This is a genomic window from Spiroplasma endosymbiont of Villa modesta (genome assembly GCF_964030925.1).
Lineage (GTDB): Bacteria > Bacillota_I > Bacilli_A > Mycoplasmatales > VBWQ01 > Spiroplasma_E.
Window position 1 is genome coordinate 89372 of record NZ_OZ034992.1, and the last position, 19930, is coordinate 109301.

Sequence of the window (19930 nt, forward strand, 5' to 3'; positions counted from 1 at the left end):
TTTAAAAAAAATAAAGATAAATATTGAAATGCCACTTGCCACTTGCCACTTAGCCCTTTTTACTAGACCATTAATTTAAAAAACCTGAATGTATTCTAAAAACAATTGTGTTATATAATTAACACTAATTTTAACCTGAAAGGATTTTTATTAATGGATAAAATTAAACAAATAGCATTAGTAATTAACAAATTAAATATCAAAGAAAAAATTAAAATTATTGATGATTGTAAAAATCAATATTCAATTAGAAACCTATGTCAATATCTTCAATTAAACAGATCAACATATTACTTTTTAAAAAATAAACAAAAACCTATTAAAAAAGAAGAAAATCATATTATTAAATGCAATCATAAATATCAAAAAATATGCCAACTTTTAATCGAATTTCATTCTACAAGAAAAGGCAGAATTTATGGATATTTAAGAATTTTTTCAGCTTTTAAAGAGTGATTAAAACAAGAAAAAAATATCATTTTAAATATAGAATTATCAATAAAACAAATGCGAAAAATTATGAAAGAACACAATATTCAAGGATTAAAACAAACTAAAAATAACTATCCTAAAAACAAAAAAAATCCAAATAAGTGAATACCTACAATGGATAAAGTAAACAAAGATTATAAAAGTACAACCTCTTCAAATCAAATTTGATCAATGGACACTAAACAAATAAATACTAAAGAAGGATGATTATATCTTTTTGTAATTATTGATTTTTATTCAAATAATGTTGTTAGTTATAATATTGCTCCTAATAAATCATATCAGGATTTAATTCTTCCTGCTCTTGAAAAAATCAACAAACAATTTTCTTGAAATCAAGTAAAAAATGTTATTTTACATTCAGATAACGCCAACGAATTTTATTGTCAGGATATCACAAAATGAGCAGAGGATAAACAAATAATTTTAAGCAAAAAACAACCTTATGATATTGGTGGTAATGTATTATCTGAAAACTGATTTTCTCATTTATCTCAAGAATGACTACCTAAAGGATCAAATCAATATTTATCCATCAATGAAGCTATAAATGATGTAAATCAATATGTTATGTTTTATAATTATGAAAGAATACATTCTAAATTTCTAAAACCACCAATTTTACAAATTAAAATTTAGAATTTTATATCAAAAATGGTCCAGTAATTAAGGGCCAACCACCGGGCCAACCACCAATTTAAAATTTACCATATGTTTATTTTTAAAATAAAGTCTTTATTCAAAAAAACAAAAAGATGAAGGAGAAAATATGTTATTTAAAGAAAATACAGAAAATTCAAATGTTACATTTTGTATTAAAAACCCTACTGTAAAATATGAATTTCAATTACATCAAGATAATAATCCATTAGAAATTGAAACACTAGAAAAAGTAACAGTAACTTGTCATCGCGGTGATTATATTATTACAGGAGTTATTGGTGAACATTGAGTTGTTAACCAAAAAAATTTAAAACTACTTATATTCCAGTTATTAATAATATAAGTAAGGGGGAAGCTTGAGCAAATCCCGATTCTAAAATAAAAATAGTTAATCTTAATAAAGATAATAAAAGTGGAAAATTATCATTACCTTGGGGTCCAAATGGTACTAAAAAAGAAGTACAATATACTAAAGAAGATGTTTTAATTTGAGATGAAGATGGATATTGATATCCTTGCAAAAAATCAGTGTTTGAAAATACTTATTTAATTAGTCAATCTAAAACAGAACTTGAAGAACAATTTCAAAATTTACTTAAATTAACAAATAATGATGATAATTTAGAAACTCAAGATGTAAGCTCAAATAGTGAAACAAGATTGAATGTTAATGAAATTAATAATTTAATGCCTTTATCAACAAATACAACAATATATAATTCACAAACACCAAAAAATTTGAACTAAAAAAATAAAATGTAATAAAAAATATTAATTTAAATAATTAATATTTTTTATTTTCTTAATATTTATCACAAAAAGTATAAAGTAATGATAAGATTGCAGCGCCAATTAGAACATCATTTTGATTATGATTTGCTACTTGCATAGTAAAACTAGGTAATAAACAAATATTATTAAAAAAATATTGATCAATAATTCTTCCAATATTATTATTTGTTAATGAAAATTGTTCTTTTAATATTTTACAATAATCATTATTATTTTTAATTAGTATTGAAGTTTTTTTAGTAGCACCAACATCAAGATGTAAACCTTTTTTATATAAAGGTAAATTTAAAACTTGATCATTATTTCAAATGTCATATAAATCAAAAATTTTATGTTTTTGAAAAAAATAACTAACTTTATTTTTGAATTTACTTTCATCATTATGATAACTCAAATAGTTTTTTAGCATTAATATCTCAGTTCTAGCACCAAGTAAAATCAAAGATTTAATGTTATGTTTTAATAACTTATTAGTTAAAAATTTAAAAAACTGTTGCTGATGTTTAACAAGTTTTAAATCTTCACTTAAAATATTTGGTTGTGGAATAACAGTTTTAACGAACAAATGTAACTTTTTATTTTGTAAATTACTAACGCTTAAATCTTCTTTTTTATTAATAATTAATAATGCAATTGAAAAAATTTTTTCAAAATCATGAGCATACGAATTGTTCTTTTTTTTATGTAATAAATTACGAAAAGTCTCAAAATCAAAAATAAGAATTGGATATTCAATCTTATCTAAAAATTTACCAATAACATTAATATTTAATTCAATATCTAAGTTATTTATTTTTAATTTTTCCATTGCAATACCTTTTCTAATACATTTATTTGATAAGCGTACTGATTTCACTAACTTCGTTTTTAATAATTTTAGTTTTTGATGGATAACCATAACCAGCAGACACTAAAATTGTAACATGATACTTATTAGGTTCAATAATCTTATTTGATTCTAAGTAAGTTAATAATTGTTGTTCATTAAAACCACCTAATACAACATTATCAATTTCATGAGCAGTTAATAATAATAAAAGATTTTGTAATAAAATAAAAGTTTGACATTGTGCCCAATGATTTATTTGTGTTTTTTTGTCATGATCAAAGAAATTATTAAATGTTGATTTATAAATTTCGTATTGTGGTTTTGTTAAATTACGTCTTTTCATAACAGTATCAACAAATCATTGATTACTAGTATTGAAATTTTCACCACTATAACTTAATAAAATAAATAAATGTGAACAAGTACTAACTTGTTGTTGATTATTTATGATTGGTTGCAATTGTGCTTTAATTTTAGAATTACTAATAACTAAAATTTTTCATGGTTCTAAACCATATGAAGATGGGGTATGACGCACATAGTTAAGAATATCGTTAATTTTACTATCACTAATAATTTTACTAGGATCATAATTACGAATTGATTTACGATTTAAAATTAGACTTTCCAGCTCTTTAACATAAGGCATTGATTTGTCATCTCTTTTCTATAAATTAATTTTACTACTAAATTATTTTTAATTAAAAATCTTTATTCTCAAAAGAGAATAAAGATTTTTAATTAAATGTGATTATTTAATAACTTCAGTAACTTGTCCAGCACCAACAGTTCTTCCACCTTCACGGATTGAGAATTGAGTACCTTTCTCAAGGGCAACTGGGTGAATTAATTCAACAGTAATAGTAACGTTATCACCTGGCATAATTAATTCCGATTTTTCACCTTTATTAATAAAGTCTCCCATACTTCCTGTAACATCAGTTGTACGGAAATAAAATTGTGGTCGATATCCTGGATTAAATGAAGTATGACGTCCACCTTCTTCTTTAGTTAGAATATAAACTTCACCTTTAAATTTAGTATGTGGAGTAACTGATCCTGGTTTAGCAATAACTTGTCCACGTTGAATATCTTCACGTTTAACTCCGCGTAATAATACTCCAACGTTATCACCAGCTTGTGCTTCATCTAATAATTTTCTGAACATTTCAATACCAGTAACAACAACTTTTTTAAGACCTTTGTTAATACCAATAATATCAATTTCATCATTAACTTTTAAAGTTCCACGTTCAATTCTTCCAGTAGCTACTGTTCCACGTCCAGTAATAGTGAAAACATCTTCAACAGCTAATAATACTGGTTTATCAACTTCTCTTTTTGGTGTTGGAATTCATTCATCCATTGCTGTTAATAATTCTTTAATTTTTTCTTCTCATTCTTTTTTACCATCTAATGCTCCTCTTGCAGAACCACGAATAATTGGTGTATCATCACCTTCAAATTCATACTTAGTTAGTAATTCACGAATTTCCATTTCAACAAGTTCTAATACGTCATCGTCTACACTTTCCATATCACACTTATTTAAGAATACAACAATTTTTTTAACTCCAACTTGACGTGCCAATAGAATGTGTTCACGTGTTTGTGGCATTGGGCCATCAGTTGCAGAAACAACTAACACTGAACCATCCATTTGAGCTGCACCTGTAATCATATTTTTAATGTAGTCAGCGTGACCTGGACAGTCAACGTGTGCATAGTGACGAGTTGGTGTTTCATATTCAACGTGAGCTGTATTAATAGTAATACCACGTGCTTTTTCTTCTGGAGCAGCATCGATAGAGGCATAGTCCTTAAACATACCTTTATATCCATCTGCTTCATGTTTTGAACAATAACTAGTAATTGCAGCAGTTAATGTTGTTTTTCCATGGTCAACGTGACCAATTGTTCCAACATTAACGTGCGGTTTTGTACGTTCAAATTTTTGTTTTGGGCCTGTTGATACAGGCTTTGATTTTTTTACTTCTTTTTCTACCATTTTTGTTTCCTCCTTGGAAATAATTAATACTTATTTTTATTTAATTAAATTAAACACTAAGATAATTTTAAAGTAAAGTTATTATACTTTCAATTAAATTATTTTATTTTTTAGTAATTCTTCCTTTTTGATATTTACCAGCAACTGCTTCAGCAACTGATTTTGGTGCTTCTTCATAGTGTGAAAAAGACATTGTATATGTTCCACGTCCTTGGGTCATTGAACGTAATTCAGTAGCATAACCAAACATTTCAGATAAAGGCACTTTAGCTTTAACAACTTTACTGTTACCACGCATTTCATCTGCTTCAATAGTACCTCTTTTACCAGAAATTTTACCAACAATAGAACCATAATATTCATCTGGAATAATAACTTCAACATTCATAATTGGTTCTAATAATACTGGTTTTAATAAATCTTTATTATCTTGTAAAGATTTAGAAGCTGCAATATTAAAGGCACGTTCTGAAGAGTCAACAGGGTGGAATGAACCATCATATAATGTTGCTTTAACGTCAATAACTGGATATCCAGCAATTAAACCATTAGCTAATGATTCAATTAATCCTTCTTGTACTGGTTTAATGTATTCACGTGGCACTTTACCACCAACAATTTTATCAACAAACTCAAATCCTTTATCTGGATTTGGTTCAAATTTAATAATAACATGTCCATATTGGCCGCGACCACCTGATTGATGAATATATTTACCCTCAGCGCGCTCACAAACTGCTTTAATTGTTTCACGATAAGCAACTTGTGGATTTCCAATGTTAGTTGCTACTTTAAATTCACGTTTTAAACGATCAGTTAAGATGTCTAAATGCAGTTCTCCCATTCCTGAAATAATTGTCTGTCCTGTTTCTTTGTCTGATGAAACACGGAATGTTGGATCTTCTTCTGCAAGTTTTTGTAAACCTAAACTCATTTTTTCTTGATCAGCTTTTGTTTTTGGTTCAAGCGCTAATGAAATAACCGGTTCTGGAAACACCATTTTTTCTAAAATAACTTCATGTTTTTCATCACATAATGTATCACCAGTAGTTGTATCTTTTAAACCAACAATAGCAGCAATGTCACCAGCATAAACCTTTTTAATTTCGGCACGACTATTGGCATGCATTTGTAAAATTCGACCAACACGCTCTTTTTTTTCTTTAGTTGAGTTTAATACATAACTACCAGATTCTAATGTTCCCGAATATACTCTAAAAAAAGTTAATCTTCCAACAAAAGGGTCGGTCATAATTTTAAATGCCAACGCTGAGAAAGGTTCTTCATCACTAGAATGACGTTCTACTTCTTTTGATGAAACAGGTAATATTCCTTTAATTGCAGGTACATCTAATGGTGAAGGCAAGTAATCAATAACTGCATCTAACATTAATTTAACACCTTTATTTTTAAAGGCACTACCACATAATACTGGGAAAAACTCAGCAGCAATTGTTGCTTTACGAATTACTGTCTTAATTTCAACAACCGTTACTTCTCCTTCAGCATATTTCATAAAGAAATCATCATCAAAGTGAGAAAGTGCTTCTAATAATTCCTCACGTCTACTTGCAATAACATCTTTAAGTTCTTCAGGAATTGCAATTTCTTTATAATCCTCATTTGGTTTACCATCAAAATGGTATGCTTTCATCTCAATTATATCAATAATTCCATCAAAAGCATCTTCTGCACCAATTGGTCATTGAATTGCATGAGCATTAGCACCAAGACGATCTTTTAATGTTTGAATTGAATGAGCAAAGTCAGCCCCAATTTTATCCATTTTATTTGCAAAAACAATTCTTGGTACATTATACCTAGTTGCTTGATTTCAAACAGTTTCAGTTTGTGGTTCAACTCCAGTTTGCGCGTCTAATACAGCAACTGCTCCGTCTAAAACTCTTAATGAGCGTTCAACTTCAACAGTAAAATCAACGTGACCCGGAGTATCAATAATATTTATTCGATTATTTCTTCAAACAGCAGTTGTTGCAGCTGAAGTAATAGTAATACCACGTTCTTGTTCTTGTTCCATTCAGTCCATAGTTGCGGCACCTTCATGTACCTCACCAATTTTATGAATTTTACCAGTATGATATAAAACTCTTTCTGTTGTTGTAGTTTTACCAGCATCAATATGAGCCATAATTCCAATATTTCTAGTATTTGCTAGTGAATATTCTCGACCTGATTTTTCTGCCATTTTCTCTCTCCTTTATTATCATTTATAGTGAGCAAAGGCTTTATTAGCTTCAGCCATACGATGAATTTCATCACGTTTTTTAATTGATGAACCATTACCAGTAGCAGCATCCATAATCTCAGCTGCAAGTTTATCTTGCATACTATTACCATATCTTGCTTGTGAATAAGAAACTAATCAACGAATTGCTAAAGTTATCTTACGAGTAGCACTAACTTCAATAGGAACTTGATAGTTTGCGCCACCAATTCTTCGAGTTTTAATTTCTAATTGTGGTGTAATATTAGCAATTGCCTTTTCAAATACTTCTAATGGTACTTGTTGGGTTTTTTCTCCAACAATTTTAAAAGAATTATAAACAATTTTTTGAGCTACACTTTTTTTACCATCAATCATAATGGCGTTAATTAATTGAGTAACAATTTTTGAATCATAAATTGGATCAGCAACTAATTCTCTTTTAATAGCTTGATTTTTACGCATTTAGTTTTACCTCCTTATTTCTTATCTTTTGGTTTTTTAGTTCCGTATTTAGAACGACCTTGATTACGATTTACTACTCCGGCAGTATCAGAATACCCACGAATAACATGGTATCTAACTCCAGGTAAGTCTTTAACTCTCCCACCACGGATTCCAACAATAGCATGTTCTTGCAAATTATGACCTTCTCCAGAAATATAAGCAGTAACTTCCATACCGTTAGTTAAACGAGCACGAACAATTTTTCTTAAAGCTGAGTTAGGTTTTTTTGGTGTTCTTGTAGTAACTACAAGCGCTACACCTTTTTTTTGCGGACTGCTAATTGAAGAAGTTGTTTTTGTTAATGAATTATATGAAGCATTTAACGCTGGTGATTTAGATTTGTATTTTTTATCTGTACGTCCTTTACGTAATAGTTGGTTCATTGTTGGCATTAATCGTTAGCCTCCTTTATGATTTTAAAGAATTAATTATATACACAATTCCTAGTGTATCAAAATTTAGTCCAATAAGTATAATACCAGTTTTTAATAGTAATAGTCAAATAAATTTTGAAAAATAATTAGAAAAAAATGACACAATTTAAATTATGTCATTTTAAATTAATATATATTAATTATTTATTCAATAGTATCTGTAAATGTAAATGTTCCTGAAATTTTATCACCTTGTGCTGTAACTGTAAATTTAACTTCACCAGCAACTTGTTTATCTTCTTTTTTCTTATCATTAGTTAAAGTAAAATCAGTACCTACACTAACATCTAATTTAGTTGTTTTTTTAATCGCTGCTGCAACTGCATCAGTAATTTCTTTATTAGTATTTAAATCACCAAAAGTTTTTTCACTATCTACTGCTGTTTTAAGATCATCAACTTTAACATCTTTAATATCTTGCTTAGCAACAGTTAAAGTATCTGTAAATGTAAATGTTCCTGAAATTTTATCACCTTGTGCTGTAACTGTAAATTTAACTTCACCAGCAACTTGTTTATCTTCTTTTTTCTTATCATTAGTTAAAGTAAAATCAGTACCTACACTAACATCTAATTTAGTTGTTTTTTTAATCGCTGCTGCAACTGCATCAGTAATTTCTTTATTAGTATTTAAATCACCAAAAGTTTTTTCACTATCTACTGCTGTTTTAAGATCATCAACTTTAACATCTTTAATATCTTGCTTAGCAACAGTTAAAGTATCTGTAAATGTAAATGTTCCTGAAATTTTATCACCTTGTGCTGTAACTGTAAATTTAACTTCACCAGCAACTTGTTTATCTTCTTTTTTCTTATCATTAGTTAAAGTAAAATCAGTACCTACACTAACATCTAATTTAGTTGTTTTTTTAATCGCTGCTGCAACTGCATCAGTAATTTCTTTATTAGTATTTAAATCACCAAAAGTTTTTTCACTATCTACTGCTGTTTTAAGATCATCAACTTTAACATCTTTAATATCTTGCTTAGCAACAGTTAAAGTATCTGTAAATGTAAATGTTCCTGAAATTTTATCACCTTGTGCTGTAACTGTAAATTTAACTTCACCAGCAACTTGTTTATCTTCTTTTTTCTTATCATTAGTTAAAGTAAAATCAGTACCTACACTAACATCTAATTTAGTTGTTTTTTTAATCGCTGCTGCAACTGCATCAGTAATTTCTTTATTAGTATTTAAATCACCAAAAGTTTTTTCACTATCTACTGCTGTTTTAAGATCATCAACTTTAACATCTTTAATATCTTGCTTAGCAACAGTTAAAGTATCTGTAAATGTAAATGTTCCTGAAATTTTATCACCTTGTGCTGTAACTGTAAATTTAACTTCACCAGCAACTTGTTTATCTTCTTTTTTCTTATCATTAGTTAAAGTAAAATCAGTACCTACACTAACATCTAATTTAGTTGTTTTTTTAATCGCTGCTGCAACTGCATCAGTAATTTCTTTATTAGTATTTAAATCACCAAAAGTTTTTTCACTATCTACTGCTGTTTTAAGATCATCAACTTTAACATCTTTAATATCTTGCTTAGCAACAGTTAAAGTATCTGTAAATGTAAATGTTCCTGAAATTTTATCACCTTGTGCTGTAACTGTAAATTTAACTTCACAAGCAACTTGTTTATCTTCTTTTTTCTTATCATTAGTTAAAGTAAAATCAGTACCTACACTAACATCTAATTTAGTTGTTTTTTTAATCGCTGCTGCAACTGCATCAGTAATTTCTTTATTAGTATTTAAATCACCAAAAGTTTTTTCACTATCTACTGCTGTTTTAAGATCATCAACTTTAACATCTTTAATATCTTGCTTAGCAGTTTGATCACCACAAGCTACAACTGAAGTAGTAGCTACTGTTGTTAGGGCTAATGCACCCATAAGTCTTAATAAATTTTTCATTTGCATATCTTAGTACCTCCGAAATAGTTATTTACTTATTTTTTGAATTTTAACATACAAGAAAATTAATGTAAAGATTTTTTGCTTTGCACATGTTAATTAACATATAAATTTATATATTCAAATCTTATTTTTTTACTAGTCTTTGATTTTCATTAAATAAGGTTTTTTTAAAAAATGTTATATAATAATAAGTATCATTTAAGGCATGTTTTTATAGCATACTTATGGTAATAAGAAAGGGTTGAAAATTTTATGCAAAAAAGTCAGATAGCACGAGCTGTACAAAAAAAATTAGAATTATCAGAAAAAGAATACAAAGAAGTGTTAGAATTTATCTTAGATAAAATTGCTACTGCTTTAATTAAAGGAGAAAAAGTAACACTACGTAACTTTGGAACTTTTACTATTAAATACCGCAAAGCTCGACCGGGAGTAAATCCACAAAATTCAGAACCGATGGCTATTCCTAGAAAGCGAGTAGTTAAATTTAATTCTTGTAAAGCATTAAAAAAGAGAGTTAATGAAGGTAAATAAATATTTTATTTTAGGAATGACTTCAATCAAATATAGATTGTATATTCATTCCTTTTAATTTGTAAAATTAGCAACCTTTTTTAATCTTAAATAATTAAAAAAATACTCTGTTTTAAATGAGTATTTTTTATTTTCTTCATATATTAATATTAAGATATATTTTTATAAATTACTTAATCTATTATATTTTTATTAAGTACTTTTTTTCTGATAAATTAGATATTTGCATTTTTTTATCTTTAGTTGTATGAATAAATGGTTTAGATTTTAAAAATGTATAAATTAATAATGGTAATAATATAAAAGCAGCAAATAAATCAATAAAGCCAAGAAATAAATAAAAATAAAAACCATTATGAGAAACATGTGCAACATAATATCCTAAACTTAAACAAACAATTGGCATTATAATTGTTCGTTGTAAACTAGCAAATAATGACAATTTACCACGATTAATTGATTGATAGAAAATAACAGCAACATAATGTAGTGTAGCTAATGGATAAAAAGCAAACTGCATAATAATATAAACTTTAAAGAATCTTGCCATTTCTAAATCTACGCCAAAGAAATGCATCATATATTGCCCTACTATTACTACTAATAATACTGAACCAATTAGCAACAATAAAAGTAATAAAGTTAAACGTCACATCAATTGTCAAACACGACTAAAGTCCTTTGAACCATAAACATAACCAATTAATGCTCTTGCTCCCTGCGTAATTCCAATAATAGGTGCATTAATTAAAATTAACCAAGGCATAATACCACCATATAATTGAACAAAAACCGGAATACCAGTACTTCCTCCACCATGATAGTCTGGAGGTGGCAATGTATTTAAAATTTTAGTAGTAACCATTGCCAAAATACTTTGGGCAATATTTTGTAATAAAGAAGTTGCACCAATTAATAAAATGCCCGTTACTATTACTCATTTAAGTTTTAAGTGTGCTACTTTAAATCTTAAATTATCGGCACTATATCAAATAATACCTATTGAAAATAAATTAATGCTTGCTCAAGCAATAATAGTTGCATATGCAGTACCTTCCATTCCTAATTTACCAGGAATAACAAAAATAAAATCTAAAGATATATTTACTAAACAAGCTGCAACATTAATTAAAATTGTTCATAACATCATTCCTTCACTACGTAACAATGAAACTAAAAAATAAGCAAAAAAAAGTAATGGTGTAGCAAGAATTAAAATTTGTGAAAATCTAACTGCTTCTTTAATTATTATTTCCCTAATTACTGGATTACTTCCAGCATCACTTCCAGCTTGAAATTCAATAATACTCTGACAACTAAAATACATAATGATCATAAGAACAATAGAAACTAAAAAAGATAATAGAAACGCATTTCCTAAATATTCTGACATTTGTTCTCGTTTATTTTGACCATATGCAATTGAAAACTTAATACCTGTTCCAGTTGCAACCATTAAAGCAAAGGAAACCATCATTGAAGAAGGAACAGCAGCATAAGTAGTAGCAATATTAATAATTTTTAATGCTTGTTCAGCAGTTATCATTATTCCTGAATTTTGATAATTATTATAACGATCAATAATACTTTGTCCACCTCATTGTGTAGCAATTCATTTATCAAAAATTTGATAAGTAGAAAAAATAATTACAGCAATTAAAGGTGGTGTGACCATAATAAAGATTGCTTTTCATGGATTTGCCGTGCTAAAAATAGCTTGTCTTTTCAACTTGTTTATTGAATTTCTTTCTGTTCTTTTATTGAAAGTAACTTTAGCAATATTTTCTTTTTCCATAATATTATCCTTTCTAACAAAATTAATCTAATTAATATTATATTTTATAAAAACTCATAACTAAAATATCTATTGCTGTCACAAATAAAAAACATGTTTAGTATTTTAAAAAATGTTAGAAGAAAAAAATTAAAATATAAATTTTTATAAAAAATATAATTACATTATAACCTAATAATAAATAAATATTTAAAAATAATCTCTTTAATTTATTTTTATTTAAAAACTATCATTACTTTCAATTGAAAAAACAATTGGTATTTTATTAGTTTTTCACTTAGTTCCTGTATGAAAATCAGGAGTAATAATAACATAAACCATACCAACTTGTTGATAATAGTTATTAATTACATGTTTAGCAAATTTATCACTAAAATATTGAATTGTGAAATTACCAGTTAAAGGATCACTCTTTAATTGATTAGAAGTATTAATAACATTCTTATTAATTTGTTGATATGTTAAATTAGGATTAACAATAATTGGATCCATTCTTGATAAATCCTTAATTGTATTTAAATCAGAACGCTTATCTGTTAAAGTTACTTTCAAAATGGCTGTTGTTCCTGTTCAATAAGGATCATTAACATCTGCTGTAATTTTAACTCAAATATCACCAGCAACCTATTCTTCATCATCTGCTGCCACTTTTCCTTCTTCATCACTAAAATAATTAACAGTAAAACCAGCCGCTAACTTATTATTCTCAAATTGCTTAGCACTATTAAAACAGTTGAATCAATTTCTTGATATTTTTTAGTAGTATCAACTTTAATATTAGATAAATCAGTAAGATTAGTAATCTTATCTAAATTGGCCTTTTGAATTGTTATTCTCAAATATTTAGTTTGACCTTTTCAATAAGGATCATGGTGATCGGCAGTAATTATAACATAAACATCCCCTGGTTCTTGTCCAACGTTATTAATAGTATCTTTATCACCATCATTTTTATAATAATTAACTTGATAACCAGCAGCTAGTTGATGTTGTTTAAATACATCTGCTGTATTATAAATATCTTTATTAATTTCACCATAAGTTGCTCCTAGTGTAAGCGTAAGTTTGATATTGCTTTCTTTAGTTGTTCTAAATAATGATTTTAATATTATTTGTAAATTTTTATGATGATAATTAATCTTATTATCTAATTCACTAGTAACTGATAAATTAGTTGTTGTGATAATTGGTGTAATAACAGTTGTTAAACTTACTAATGTTGTTAATAATGCTTTCATAAATTAATCCTCCCTCTTTTTAACACTAATTTTAGTAAAATTTTATCATTTTTCAAATAAAGATGGTTGATTATAAAATGAGGGAAATGGTTAATAATTAAAAGATGATAATTATTTTTATTATAAGAGCAAAAGATTAATTATAATAATTTAATGAATAATTGCTTTCTTTTTTTCTATAGCAAATACTTTAAATTTAAATAGTTTTACATATTGTCTTGATAAAAAAGCACAAAAGAAAATTAAAATTAACATCTTAACAAATGAGTAAATTATAGTAACAAAAAAATTATTATTTACAAATTCTACTGCCCTTCTGGCAACATTTAATCCAAATATTAAACGCAATAATAAACCTGTCATAAATTCAACACTAATTATTTTATTAAAAACAATATGGAAAAATAAAATAAAAGTAGTACCATGAAATAAAAAGGCTAAAGTTTTATTATAATTAATATTTAACATAATAAAAGGAATAAATAAAAATAAAGCTTGCAAAATTTCCATAATATCTCAATAAATTAAAGGAAAATAAAATATCATTCGACAACTAATAATAACAATAAATAAAGAAAAACTAAGTAATGAATAAACCACATTATCTTTTATCTTTTCTCAATTTACTCATCACTGAAAATTAAGACCAACTAAAAAAGCTAATAACCCAGGTATCAGTTGTAAAAATCCACCCTCACGAAATGATACATAAAATAAATCTCAATTAAAGTTATCATATCAATATAACTTACTAGTAAGTTGCAAGTTAATACTAAATATTAAAACTATTATTAATAAAATACTAGTAATAACTAAAGTTATTATTTTAACAATATTTCAACTTTTATTACTTAAGGAAAAGTGGTTAGTAACAACTTTTACTAATGCGCTACCACCAATAATAATTCATATCATTCATTTACCATAATCAAAAAATAATAATTTAAATCATAATCCTATCATATAACCTGTTGTTACATATCCTTCTTTAAAAGCAAAAAAATCTAAATACATAAAACTTGTAACTAAAGATAAAATCATAATAGCTAGTATTAATTTACTATACTCTTTTCAACTAAAATTATTATTGGCACTTAAAAAACCAAATGATATCAATATAACAAATAACATTGGTGAACAAAAATAAGCATTAAAAGCATGTAAACTACCACCAATATTTAAAGTAACATTTTGTACATTATTTCAAACAATAAAAATAGTAGCAAGCACAATAAGTAATCTAATGCCATTATTTCGAAAATTAATTTGTTTAAAATTGATAATATCCATTACTTAAACTCCTCACTATGATCATACATATTTGTCATATCAAAAAAAGGTGTTAAAATTGGCTGACCATCTCAAATTATTGGTGGTGAATTAATATCTAATAATCAAGCAATAGTAGCTGGAATATCATAAATTTTAATTTTATCTGGAATAATTCCGTGTTTTGGAATACAATTTCCTGCAAAAAGCAAAGGAATTTTTTGTTCAGCATCAGAAGAATGACCATGATATTGTGAAACACCTCCATGATCAGAACTAATAATTAATAAGGTATCTTCTCACATTTCTAAATCTTTTAAATTTTCAATAATACCTCCAATATATTTATCAATCTGACTAATTGCTTGATAATATTCTTCACTATTTCATTCACGTGAATGACCTGCTAAATCAGGATTAACATAATAAAAAAATGAAAATAAAGGTTTATTACTTAATACGTTTTTGGTATTTTCAAAAGTTTGTTTATCATTTTCTGTTGCACAATAATTACCATTACTACTAATTAAAGTTTTTATATTTTCTTGGCCTTTGGGTTGAAAATTAGCAATCATTTCACCTTCACTAGCATAACCAAATAATTTTTTTGAAGGACCATACTTATCAATAATAGAACTAAAAATACTTACTTGATCAGCTTTTACTTCAGCATGAACAGTATGATGAACATTCCACAAATCTTGATCAACAACACCATGCTTAATAGGATCTGTAGCAAACATAACACTTGCTCAATTTGCAGCAGAAGAAGTTGGTAAAACATCACGTGCTTCCAGTGTATACGCACCATGATGCATTAAATAGTTCATATTTGGACTATAACCACTTTTTAATGCATAACTGGCCATACCATCAACACCCACCATAACTACATGTTTAGGTTTTTTTGCTTTGGGAACCAATTGATTAGTTGGTTCATTTGTTAAATAATCGTTACTATGTGGTACATAATTTAAAATTGGATCACGATAACTATCGTAACTAATAGTTATCATAATCCAAACTACTACTCACACAATATTTATTAGTAAAAAAACAATTATTTTTTTAGAATTAAACATCATAATACACCCTTTTTAATGAAATAATGATTATTAAATTTTACTATAAATAAATTTATGAAGTAACTATATATTAAATTCTTGACTTTCATCATCCTCTAACTAATAAACTAACTCCAAGAACAAAACATATTGGTACAATAATAATTAAAAAAATAATTGCAAAATAAACTTGTTCAAAAGAATGAGAAACATAAGTATTTTTAGCCGCTTCTATATCTAGTTGATCTCAATTATAAAACAAATTAATAATACCATAGTGTTTTAAACTTCAAAAACCGTTACCAAGAAAATTATTATAATGATCATTAAAAATAGCTGTTCCAAATAATATTAAACTAATTATTAGAAAAAACAAAGTTAAAATGCATAAGAATAATCCTAGTTTTTGCTTTCAATCCCAAGATGTAACTTTTTTATATTCTACATTTTTATCCATATTTAACACTTACTAAACACTAAGAATATAATCAACGTTTAAAATAACCAAATATTAAAGATAAAACACTAACACCAAGAAAGATAGCAGTTAAAATTACTGTAAATACAATTCCGACAACTACTTGCGCAAGAGGATAAGTTAAAAGCTTATCACTAGTAGCATCTGTTCACATTTGATCATAGCCAGCTTTGCTTAAAAAACTATCAAGTCCTCATATAGAAATAGCATGAAAGCCATTTCCAGCATATTGTGAACTTCCTCCACTTGGGGCTTTAAAATTGGCTGTTGCAATTAAAATTAGTCCTAATGCTAAACAAAGCAAACTAATTACCAGTGAGGCAAAGCCAATTTTTATTCCTCAATTTTGTTTCTTAAAAAGATTTATAAGATTTTTCATTAAGGTTTCTCCTTTACTACCTAATTATTTTATTGTTTTACCAAAATAATGGATTAATTGGTATTATCACAATAAATAAATTATAGCGTAAAATTTTTTTAAATAATAAAAAAATTATGAATAAAAACATAAAAAAATCATTAGTACTTTTACTAATGATTTTTTCTATATTATTATATTATTCTTCAATTAATACTTTAATACCAGGGCCCATTGCCGTAGTAATACTTATATTTTTAATATAAGCACCCTTAACTGCTGCAGGTTTAACTTTTCTTAAAGTGTTAAGAATTGCTAAATAATTATCTTTTAACCCTTCTTGTGCAAATGACACTTTACCAAGAATAACATGAATATTACCTTGTTTATCAACACGATATTCAACTTTACCTTTACGAATATCAGCTATTGCTTTTTGAACATCCATTGTTACTGTTCCTAGTTTTGCTGTAGGCATTAATCCTTTTGGTCCTAATACTCTACCAATTTTTCCTAATTCACCCATCATTTCGGGTGTTGCAATAATAACATCAAAATCAAATCAACCTTTTTGAATTTTTTCAATCATTTCCTTACCACCAACAAAATCAGCTTGACTTTCCATTGCCTCTTTTTGTTTAGTAGTAGTTATCACTAAAACACGTTGTGTTTTTCCAGTCCCTGCTGGTAAAACAATAGAACCACGTAACATTTGATCAGCATGTCTTGGATCAACATTTAAACGAAATGCTGCTTCAACTGTTGCATCAAATTTTAATGATGAAGTTTGTTTAGCTAATTCTAAAGCACGATCAATTGGATAAACTTTAGTGTTATCAACTAATTTTGCAACTGCAAGATATCTTTTACTTCTATTCATATTAAACACCTTGCTTTCCATCTTCAACAGTAATGCCCATATTCTTGGCTGTTCCTGCAACAATTTTAATTGCATCTTCTAAAGAATAAGCATTTAAATCAGGTAATTTAATTTGAGCAATTTCTGTAATTTGAGCAATAGTAAGTGTTCCTACTTTTGTTAATTTAGCATTTGATGAACCTTTTGCAAGTTTCAATGCTCTTTTTAAAAGAAATGTTGTTGGTGCAGTTTTTATTTTAAAGTCGAAAGTTTTATCTTTATATGCTGTAATAAAAACTGGAATTGGAACCGGATTAACATCATCTTTTTGATCTTTGGTTTTATCGTTAAATTCTCTACAAAAACGTGGCATATCAATACCGAATGATGCTAAACTAGCACCTGGTTTGGCACTACCAGCTGGTAATTGAATAATACCTTCACGATTAATATTTTTTTTATCTGCCATGAGCAACTCCTCCTAAATGGATTCTCACTGTGGTCCAAACGATTAAATCTTCCACAAGTTTAAACATAATTAAAGTCTATTTATATATATAAATAGTACTTTACAAATAATAACATCATTATAATTAGTAGTCAAATATATTTTAATTTTATTTTACATAAAAATTAAATAGTTTAAACTAAACTTTAATTTTTTTACAACTATCATATTCTACTTTAATTTCAGTTTGACGACCAAACATATCAACAGAAACTGTTGCAACACCCTTATCTTCATCTAATTTAATAACTTCTCCTTCTCGACCTTGTAAAGCACCAGAAGTAATATGAACAAAATCATTCAACTCAAAATCACGAATAATTTTTTTTATCTCTTTAACTTTAGGTTGTGATGAATTTTTAGAATTACGATATAACATTTCATTAACTTCTTTAGTAGAAAGTGGAGTTGGTGGTACACCCTTACCACTAGAACCAATAAATCCATTAATACCTGTTGTATTACGAATATCATATCAAGTATCTTCGGTTAAAATCATATGAACAAAAATATAACCCGGAAAAATATTTTTTTCAGTTATTTTTTTATCTTTATCTGGTATTGCTTCTTTAACAACTCTAACTTGAAAAATATTATCTTTTAAATTTAATTTTTTTTCAATTTTATTTTTCAAATCAGCAGCAACTTTATCTTCATGACCTTTGTTACAATTAACAATATATCATTGTGCTTGCTCAATTCGATGTTTATGTGTTTCTTCTAATGATGTAGTTTTCACTAAAGGGGTTTCTTTTTTTATTCTTTCGCTCATTTTTTGGCATCTCCATTTTTTACATTATTTTTAATAAAGGTAATACAAATAGTAATAACTGCTCAATTCCATAAAAGAATAGTGCTAAGACAGCAATAAATAATACTGTTGTAATAAATTTATTATTTAATTGTTTTCTTGGTGTTCAACGAGTTCTTCTAATTTCTCTTGATAAGTATAAGAAAAAATATTTATGATAAGTTCTCGCTTCTTTTTTATAATAAAAACGTTCTTCAGGCGTACGATTTTTACGTTCTTTTTCTCAAATTTCGCTAATATTAACCTTTTTATTTTTATCGGCTGTTCGTGGATCAAAACTTGGTTTTCCTTCAGAAGTTCTTTTTGTTCTTAAAGGTTTAATTTTACGTAAAATATTAAATTTACTTTTTAAAAGAGCCAATTTTTCAGAATTAATTTTTGGTTTTTCTTTTGATTTGTCTTCTGCACTCATGAAAATTTCTCCTAACGTGATTCCTTATGTAAAGTATGTTTTTGACAATGTTCACAATATTTTTTTAGTTCCATACGCTCTTTATATTTAATCTTATTTTTGTATGTATGATAATTACGATTTAAACATACAGTACAAATTAAAATTATTTTTTCGTTCATTAAATTCACCTAGAAAATTTAACCATTTTTAATTATATTATTATTTAAAATAAGTGTCAATTTTAAAATATTTTTATTTTAAAAACAAAGTTAAATTTTTAATCTTTCTTTAAAATTCATCATTTCTAAAATAATTGTACAAGAAAAAATAAAATAATAAATAAAAAATAATTTTAATTAACCATTAATACTTCCTAAAAGTGGTTGTCTTTCATTGGGTTCTATGATAACTTCTGGCATATCATTATTTGCATTTGTAACAAATTCCGGTTCAAACTCATAATCAGGAATTTTTAACTTTATTCTTTCTCGTTGACTACTATCTTCAATCTCCGTTACTAACTCCACCTTTTTATTTTCGGGAGTATAATTATCTATTCATTCTTTAAACTTTGTCAATGTTGGTCTTCAATCTTTTATTTTTCCGAGTTTAACAAAACTAGGAATTGTTTTATCTGAATGTCTCATTTCAAACTTATCTCAATTATTTTTTTCTAAATACTCATATATTTCCTTTAGATCTTTATTACTTAAAATACACTTATCCAACATTTCCACAAGAAATATGAAT

At 26.7% G+C, this 19930-nt stretch carries 24 protein-coding genes; 4 read left to right on the plus strand and 20 right to left on the minus strand.

Annotated elements, in window-relative coordinates:
• Positions 1-153 precede the first annotated feature (153 nt).
• From AAHM89_RS00505 to AAHM89_RS00515, 3 genes are all read left to right on the plus strand, one after another.
• Positions 154-1131, plus strand: a complete 978-nt coding sequence (locus AAHM89_RS00505) for an IS3 family transposase (RefSeq protein ID WP_342265776.1) — start codon at positions 154-156, stop codon at positions 1129-1131.
• 130 nt (positions 1132-1261) lie between these two features.
• A complete protein-coding gene (locus AAHM89_RS00510; RefSeq protein WP_342266613.1) occupies positions 1262-1498 on the plus strand; it encodes a hypothetical protein in 237 nt (78 codons plus the stop codon).
• A 185-nt stretch (positions 1499-1683) separates the two neighbouring features.
• The gene (locus AAHM89_RS00515; RefSeq protein ID WP_342266614.1) at positions 1684-1902 is read left to right on the plus strand and encodes a hypothetical protein; all 219 of its coding nucleotides are present in this window, start codon (positions 1684-1686) and stop codon (positions 1900-1902) included.
• A gap of 55 nt (positions 1903-1957) precedes the next feature.
• Here the strand turns inward: AAHM89_RS00515 and AAHM89_RS00520 are convergent, their stop codons facing one another.
• The 7 genes from AAHM89_RS00520 to AAHM89_RS00550 form a co-directional block, all read right to left on the minus strand.
• The gene (locus AAHM89_RS00520; protein WP_342266615.1) at positions 1958-2845 is read right to left on the minus strand and encodes a hypothetical protein; all 888 of its coding nucleotides are present in this window, start codon (positions 2843-2845) and stop codon (positions 1958-1960) included.
• Positions 2778-3425: a nitroreductase family protein gene (locus AAHM89_RS00525; RefSeq protein WP_252320126.1), complete on the minus strand. Its 648-nt coding sequence runs from the start codon at positions 3423-3425 to the stop codon at positions 2778-2780. Before AAHM89_RS00525 ends, AAHM89_RS00520 begins: the two co-directional genes overlap by 68 nt.
• 102 nt (positions 3426-3527) lie before the next feature.
• The gene (tuf, locus tag AAHM89_RS00530; RefSeq protein WP_342266616.1) at positions 3528-4784 is read right to left on the minus strand and encodes an elongation factor Tu; all 1257 of its coding nucleotides are present in this window, start codon (positions 4782-4784) and stop codon (positions 3528-3530) included.
• A gap of 103 nt (positions 4785-4887) precedes the next feature.
• The gene (fusA, locus tag AAHM89_RS00535; RefSeq protein ID WP_342266617.1) at positions 4888-6990 is read right to left on the minus strand and encodes an elongation factor G; all 2103 of its coding nucleotides are present in this window, start codon (positions 6988-6990) and stop codon (positions 4888-4890) included.
• A gap of 15 nt (positions 6991-7005) precedes the next feature.
• Entirely contained in the window at positions 7006-7473 is a 468-nt protein-coding gene (rpsG, locus tag AAHM89_RS00540) for a 30S ribosomal protein S7 (protein ID WP_174481359.1), read from the minus strand.
• 14 nt (positions 7474-7487) lie between these two features.
• Entirely contained in the window at positions 7488-7907 is a 420-nt protein-coding gene (gene rpsL / locus AAHM89_RS00545; protein ID WP_342266618.1) for a 30S ribosomal protein S12, read from the minus strand.
• A 186-nt stretch (positions 7908-8093) separates the two neighbouring features.
• Complete coding sequence (locus tag AAHM89_RS00550) at positions 8094-9875, minus strand: spiralin repeat-containing protein (protein WP_342266619.1); 1782 nt, start codon at positions 9873-9875, stop codon at positions 8094-8096.
• Positions 9876-10124: 249 nt separating this feature from the next.
• Between AAHM89_RS00550 and AAHM89_RS00555 the strand changes: the two genes are divergently transcribed.
• Positions 10125-10406, plus strand: coding sequence for an HU family DNA-binding protein (locus AAHM89_RS00555; RefSeq protein WP_174481356.1), 282 nt, complete (start codon positions 10125-10127; stop codon positions 10404-10406).
• A 181-nt stretch (positions 10407-10587) separates the two neighbouring features.
• Here the strand turns inward: AAHM89_RS00555 and AAHM89_RS00560 are convergent, their stop codons facing one another.
• The 13 genes from AAHM89_RS00560 to AAHM89_RS00620 all read right to left on the minus strand — a co-directional run bounded on the left by AAHM89_RS00560 (position 10588) and on the right by AAHM89_RS00620 (position 19911).
• Complete coding sequence (locus tag AAHM89_RS00560) at positions 10588-12201, minus strand: MATE family efflux transporter (RefSeq protein WP_342266620.1); 1614 nt, start codon at positions 12199-12201, stop codon at positions 10588-10590.
• A 219-nt stretch (positions 12202-12420) separates the two neighbouring features.
• Positions 12421-12753 (minus strand): hypothetical protein, encoded by a 333-nt coding sequence (locus tag AAHM89_RS00565; protein ID WP_342266621.1) that lies wholly within the window; start codon positions 12751-12753, stop codon positions 12421-12423.
• A gap of 140 nt (positions 12754-12893) precedes the next feature.
• Complete coding sequence (locus AAHM89_RS00570; RefSeq protein ID WP_342266622.1) at positions 12894-13439, minus strand: hypothetical protein; 546 nt, start codon at positions 13437-13439, stop codon at positions 12894-12896.
• 150 nt (positions 13440-13589) lie between these two features.
• Positions 13590-14729: a hypothetical protein gene (locus AAHM89_RS00575; protein ID WP_342266623.1), complete on the minus strand. Its 1140-nt coding sequence runs from the start codon at positions 14727-14729 to the stop codon at positions 13590-13592.
• A complete protein-coding gene (locus AAHM89_RS00580) occupies positions 14729-15724 on the minus strand; it encodes an alkaline phosphatase (protein ID WP_342266624.1) in 996 nt (331 codons plus the stop codon). Before AAHM89_RS00580 ends, AAHM89_RS00575 begins: the two co-directional genes overlap by 1 nt.
• A gap of 139 nt (positions 15725-15863) precedes the next feature.
• Entirely contained in the window at positions 15864-16229 is a 366-nt protein-coding gene (locus tag AAHM89_RS00585) for a hypothetical protein (RefSeq protein ID WP_342266625.1), read from the minus strand.
• A 19-nt stretch (positions 16230-16248) separates the two neighbouring features.
• The gene (locus tag AAHM89_RS00590) at positions 16249-16629 is read right to left on the minus strand and encodes a hypothetical protein (RefSeq protein WP_174481436.1); all 381 of its coding nucleotides are present in this window, start codon (positions 16627-16629) and stop codon (positions 16249-16251) included.
• Positions 16630-16807: 178 nt separating this feature from the next.
• On the minus strand, positions 16808-17488 hold the full coding sequence (gene rplA, locus AAHM89_RS00595) for a 50S ribosomal protein L1 (protein ID WP_338958648.1): 681 nt from the start codon (positions 17486-17488) through the stop codon (positions 16808-16810).
• A 1-nt stretch (position 17489) separates the two neighbouring features.
• Positions 17490-17936 (minus strand): 50S ribosomal protein L11, encoded by a 447-nt coding sequence (rplK, locus tag AAHM89_RS00600; protein ID WP_174481438.1) that lies wholly within the window; start codon positions 17934-17936, stop codon positions 17490-17492.
• A 178-nt stretch (positions 17937-18114) separates the two neighbouring features.
• Positions 18115-18747: a transcription termination/antitermination protein NusG gene (gene nusG / locus AAHM89_RS00605; RefSeq protein ID WP_342266626.1), complete on the minus strand. Its 633-nt coding sequence runs from the start codon at positions 18745-18747 to the stop codon at positions 18115-18117.
• A gap of 19 nt (positions 18748-18766) precedes the next feature.
• Complete coding sequence (gene secE / locus AAHM89_RS00610) at positions 18767-19198, minus strand: preprotein translocase subunit SecE (protein ID WP_342266627.1); 432 nt, start codon at positions 19196-19198, stop codon at positions 18767-18769.
• A gap of 11 nt (positions 19199-19209) precedes the next feature.
• Positions 19210-19359, minus strand: coding sequence for a 50S ribosomal protein L33 (rpmG, locus tag AAHM89_RS00615; RefSeq protein ID WP_174481441.1), 150 nt, complete (start codon positions 19357-19359; stop codon positions 19210-19212).
• Positions 19360-19536: 177 nt separating this feature from the next.
• Positions 19537-19911: a hypothetical protein gene (locus AAHM89_RS00620; RefSeq protein WP_342266628.1), complete on the minus strand. Its 375-nt coding sequence runs from the start codon at positions 19909-19911 to the stop codon at positions 19537-19539.
• Positions 19912-19930 lie beyond the last annotated feature (19 nt).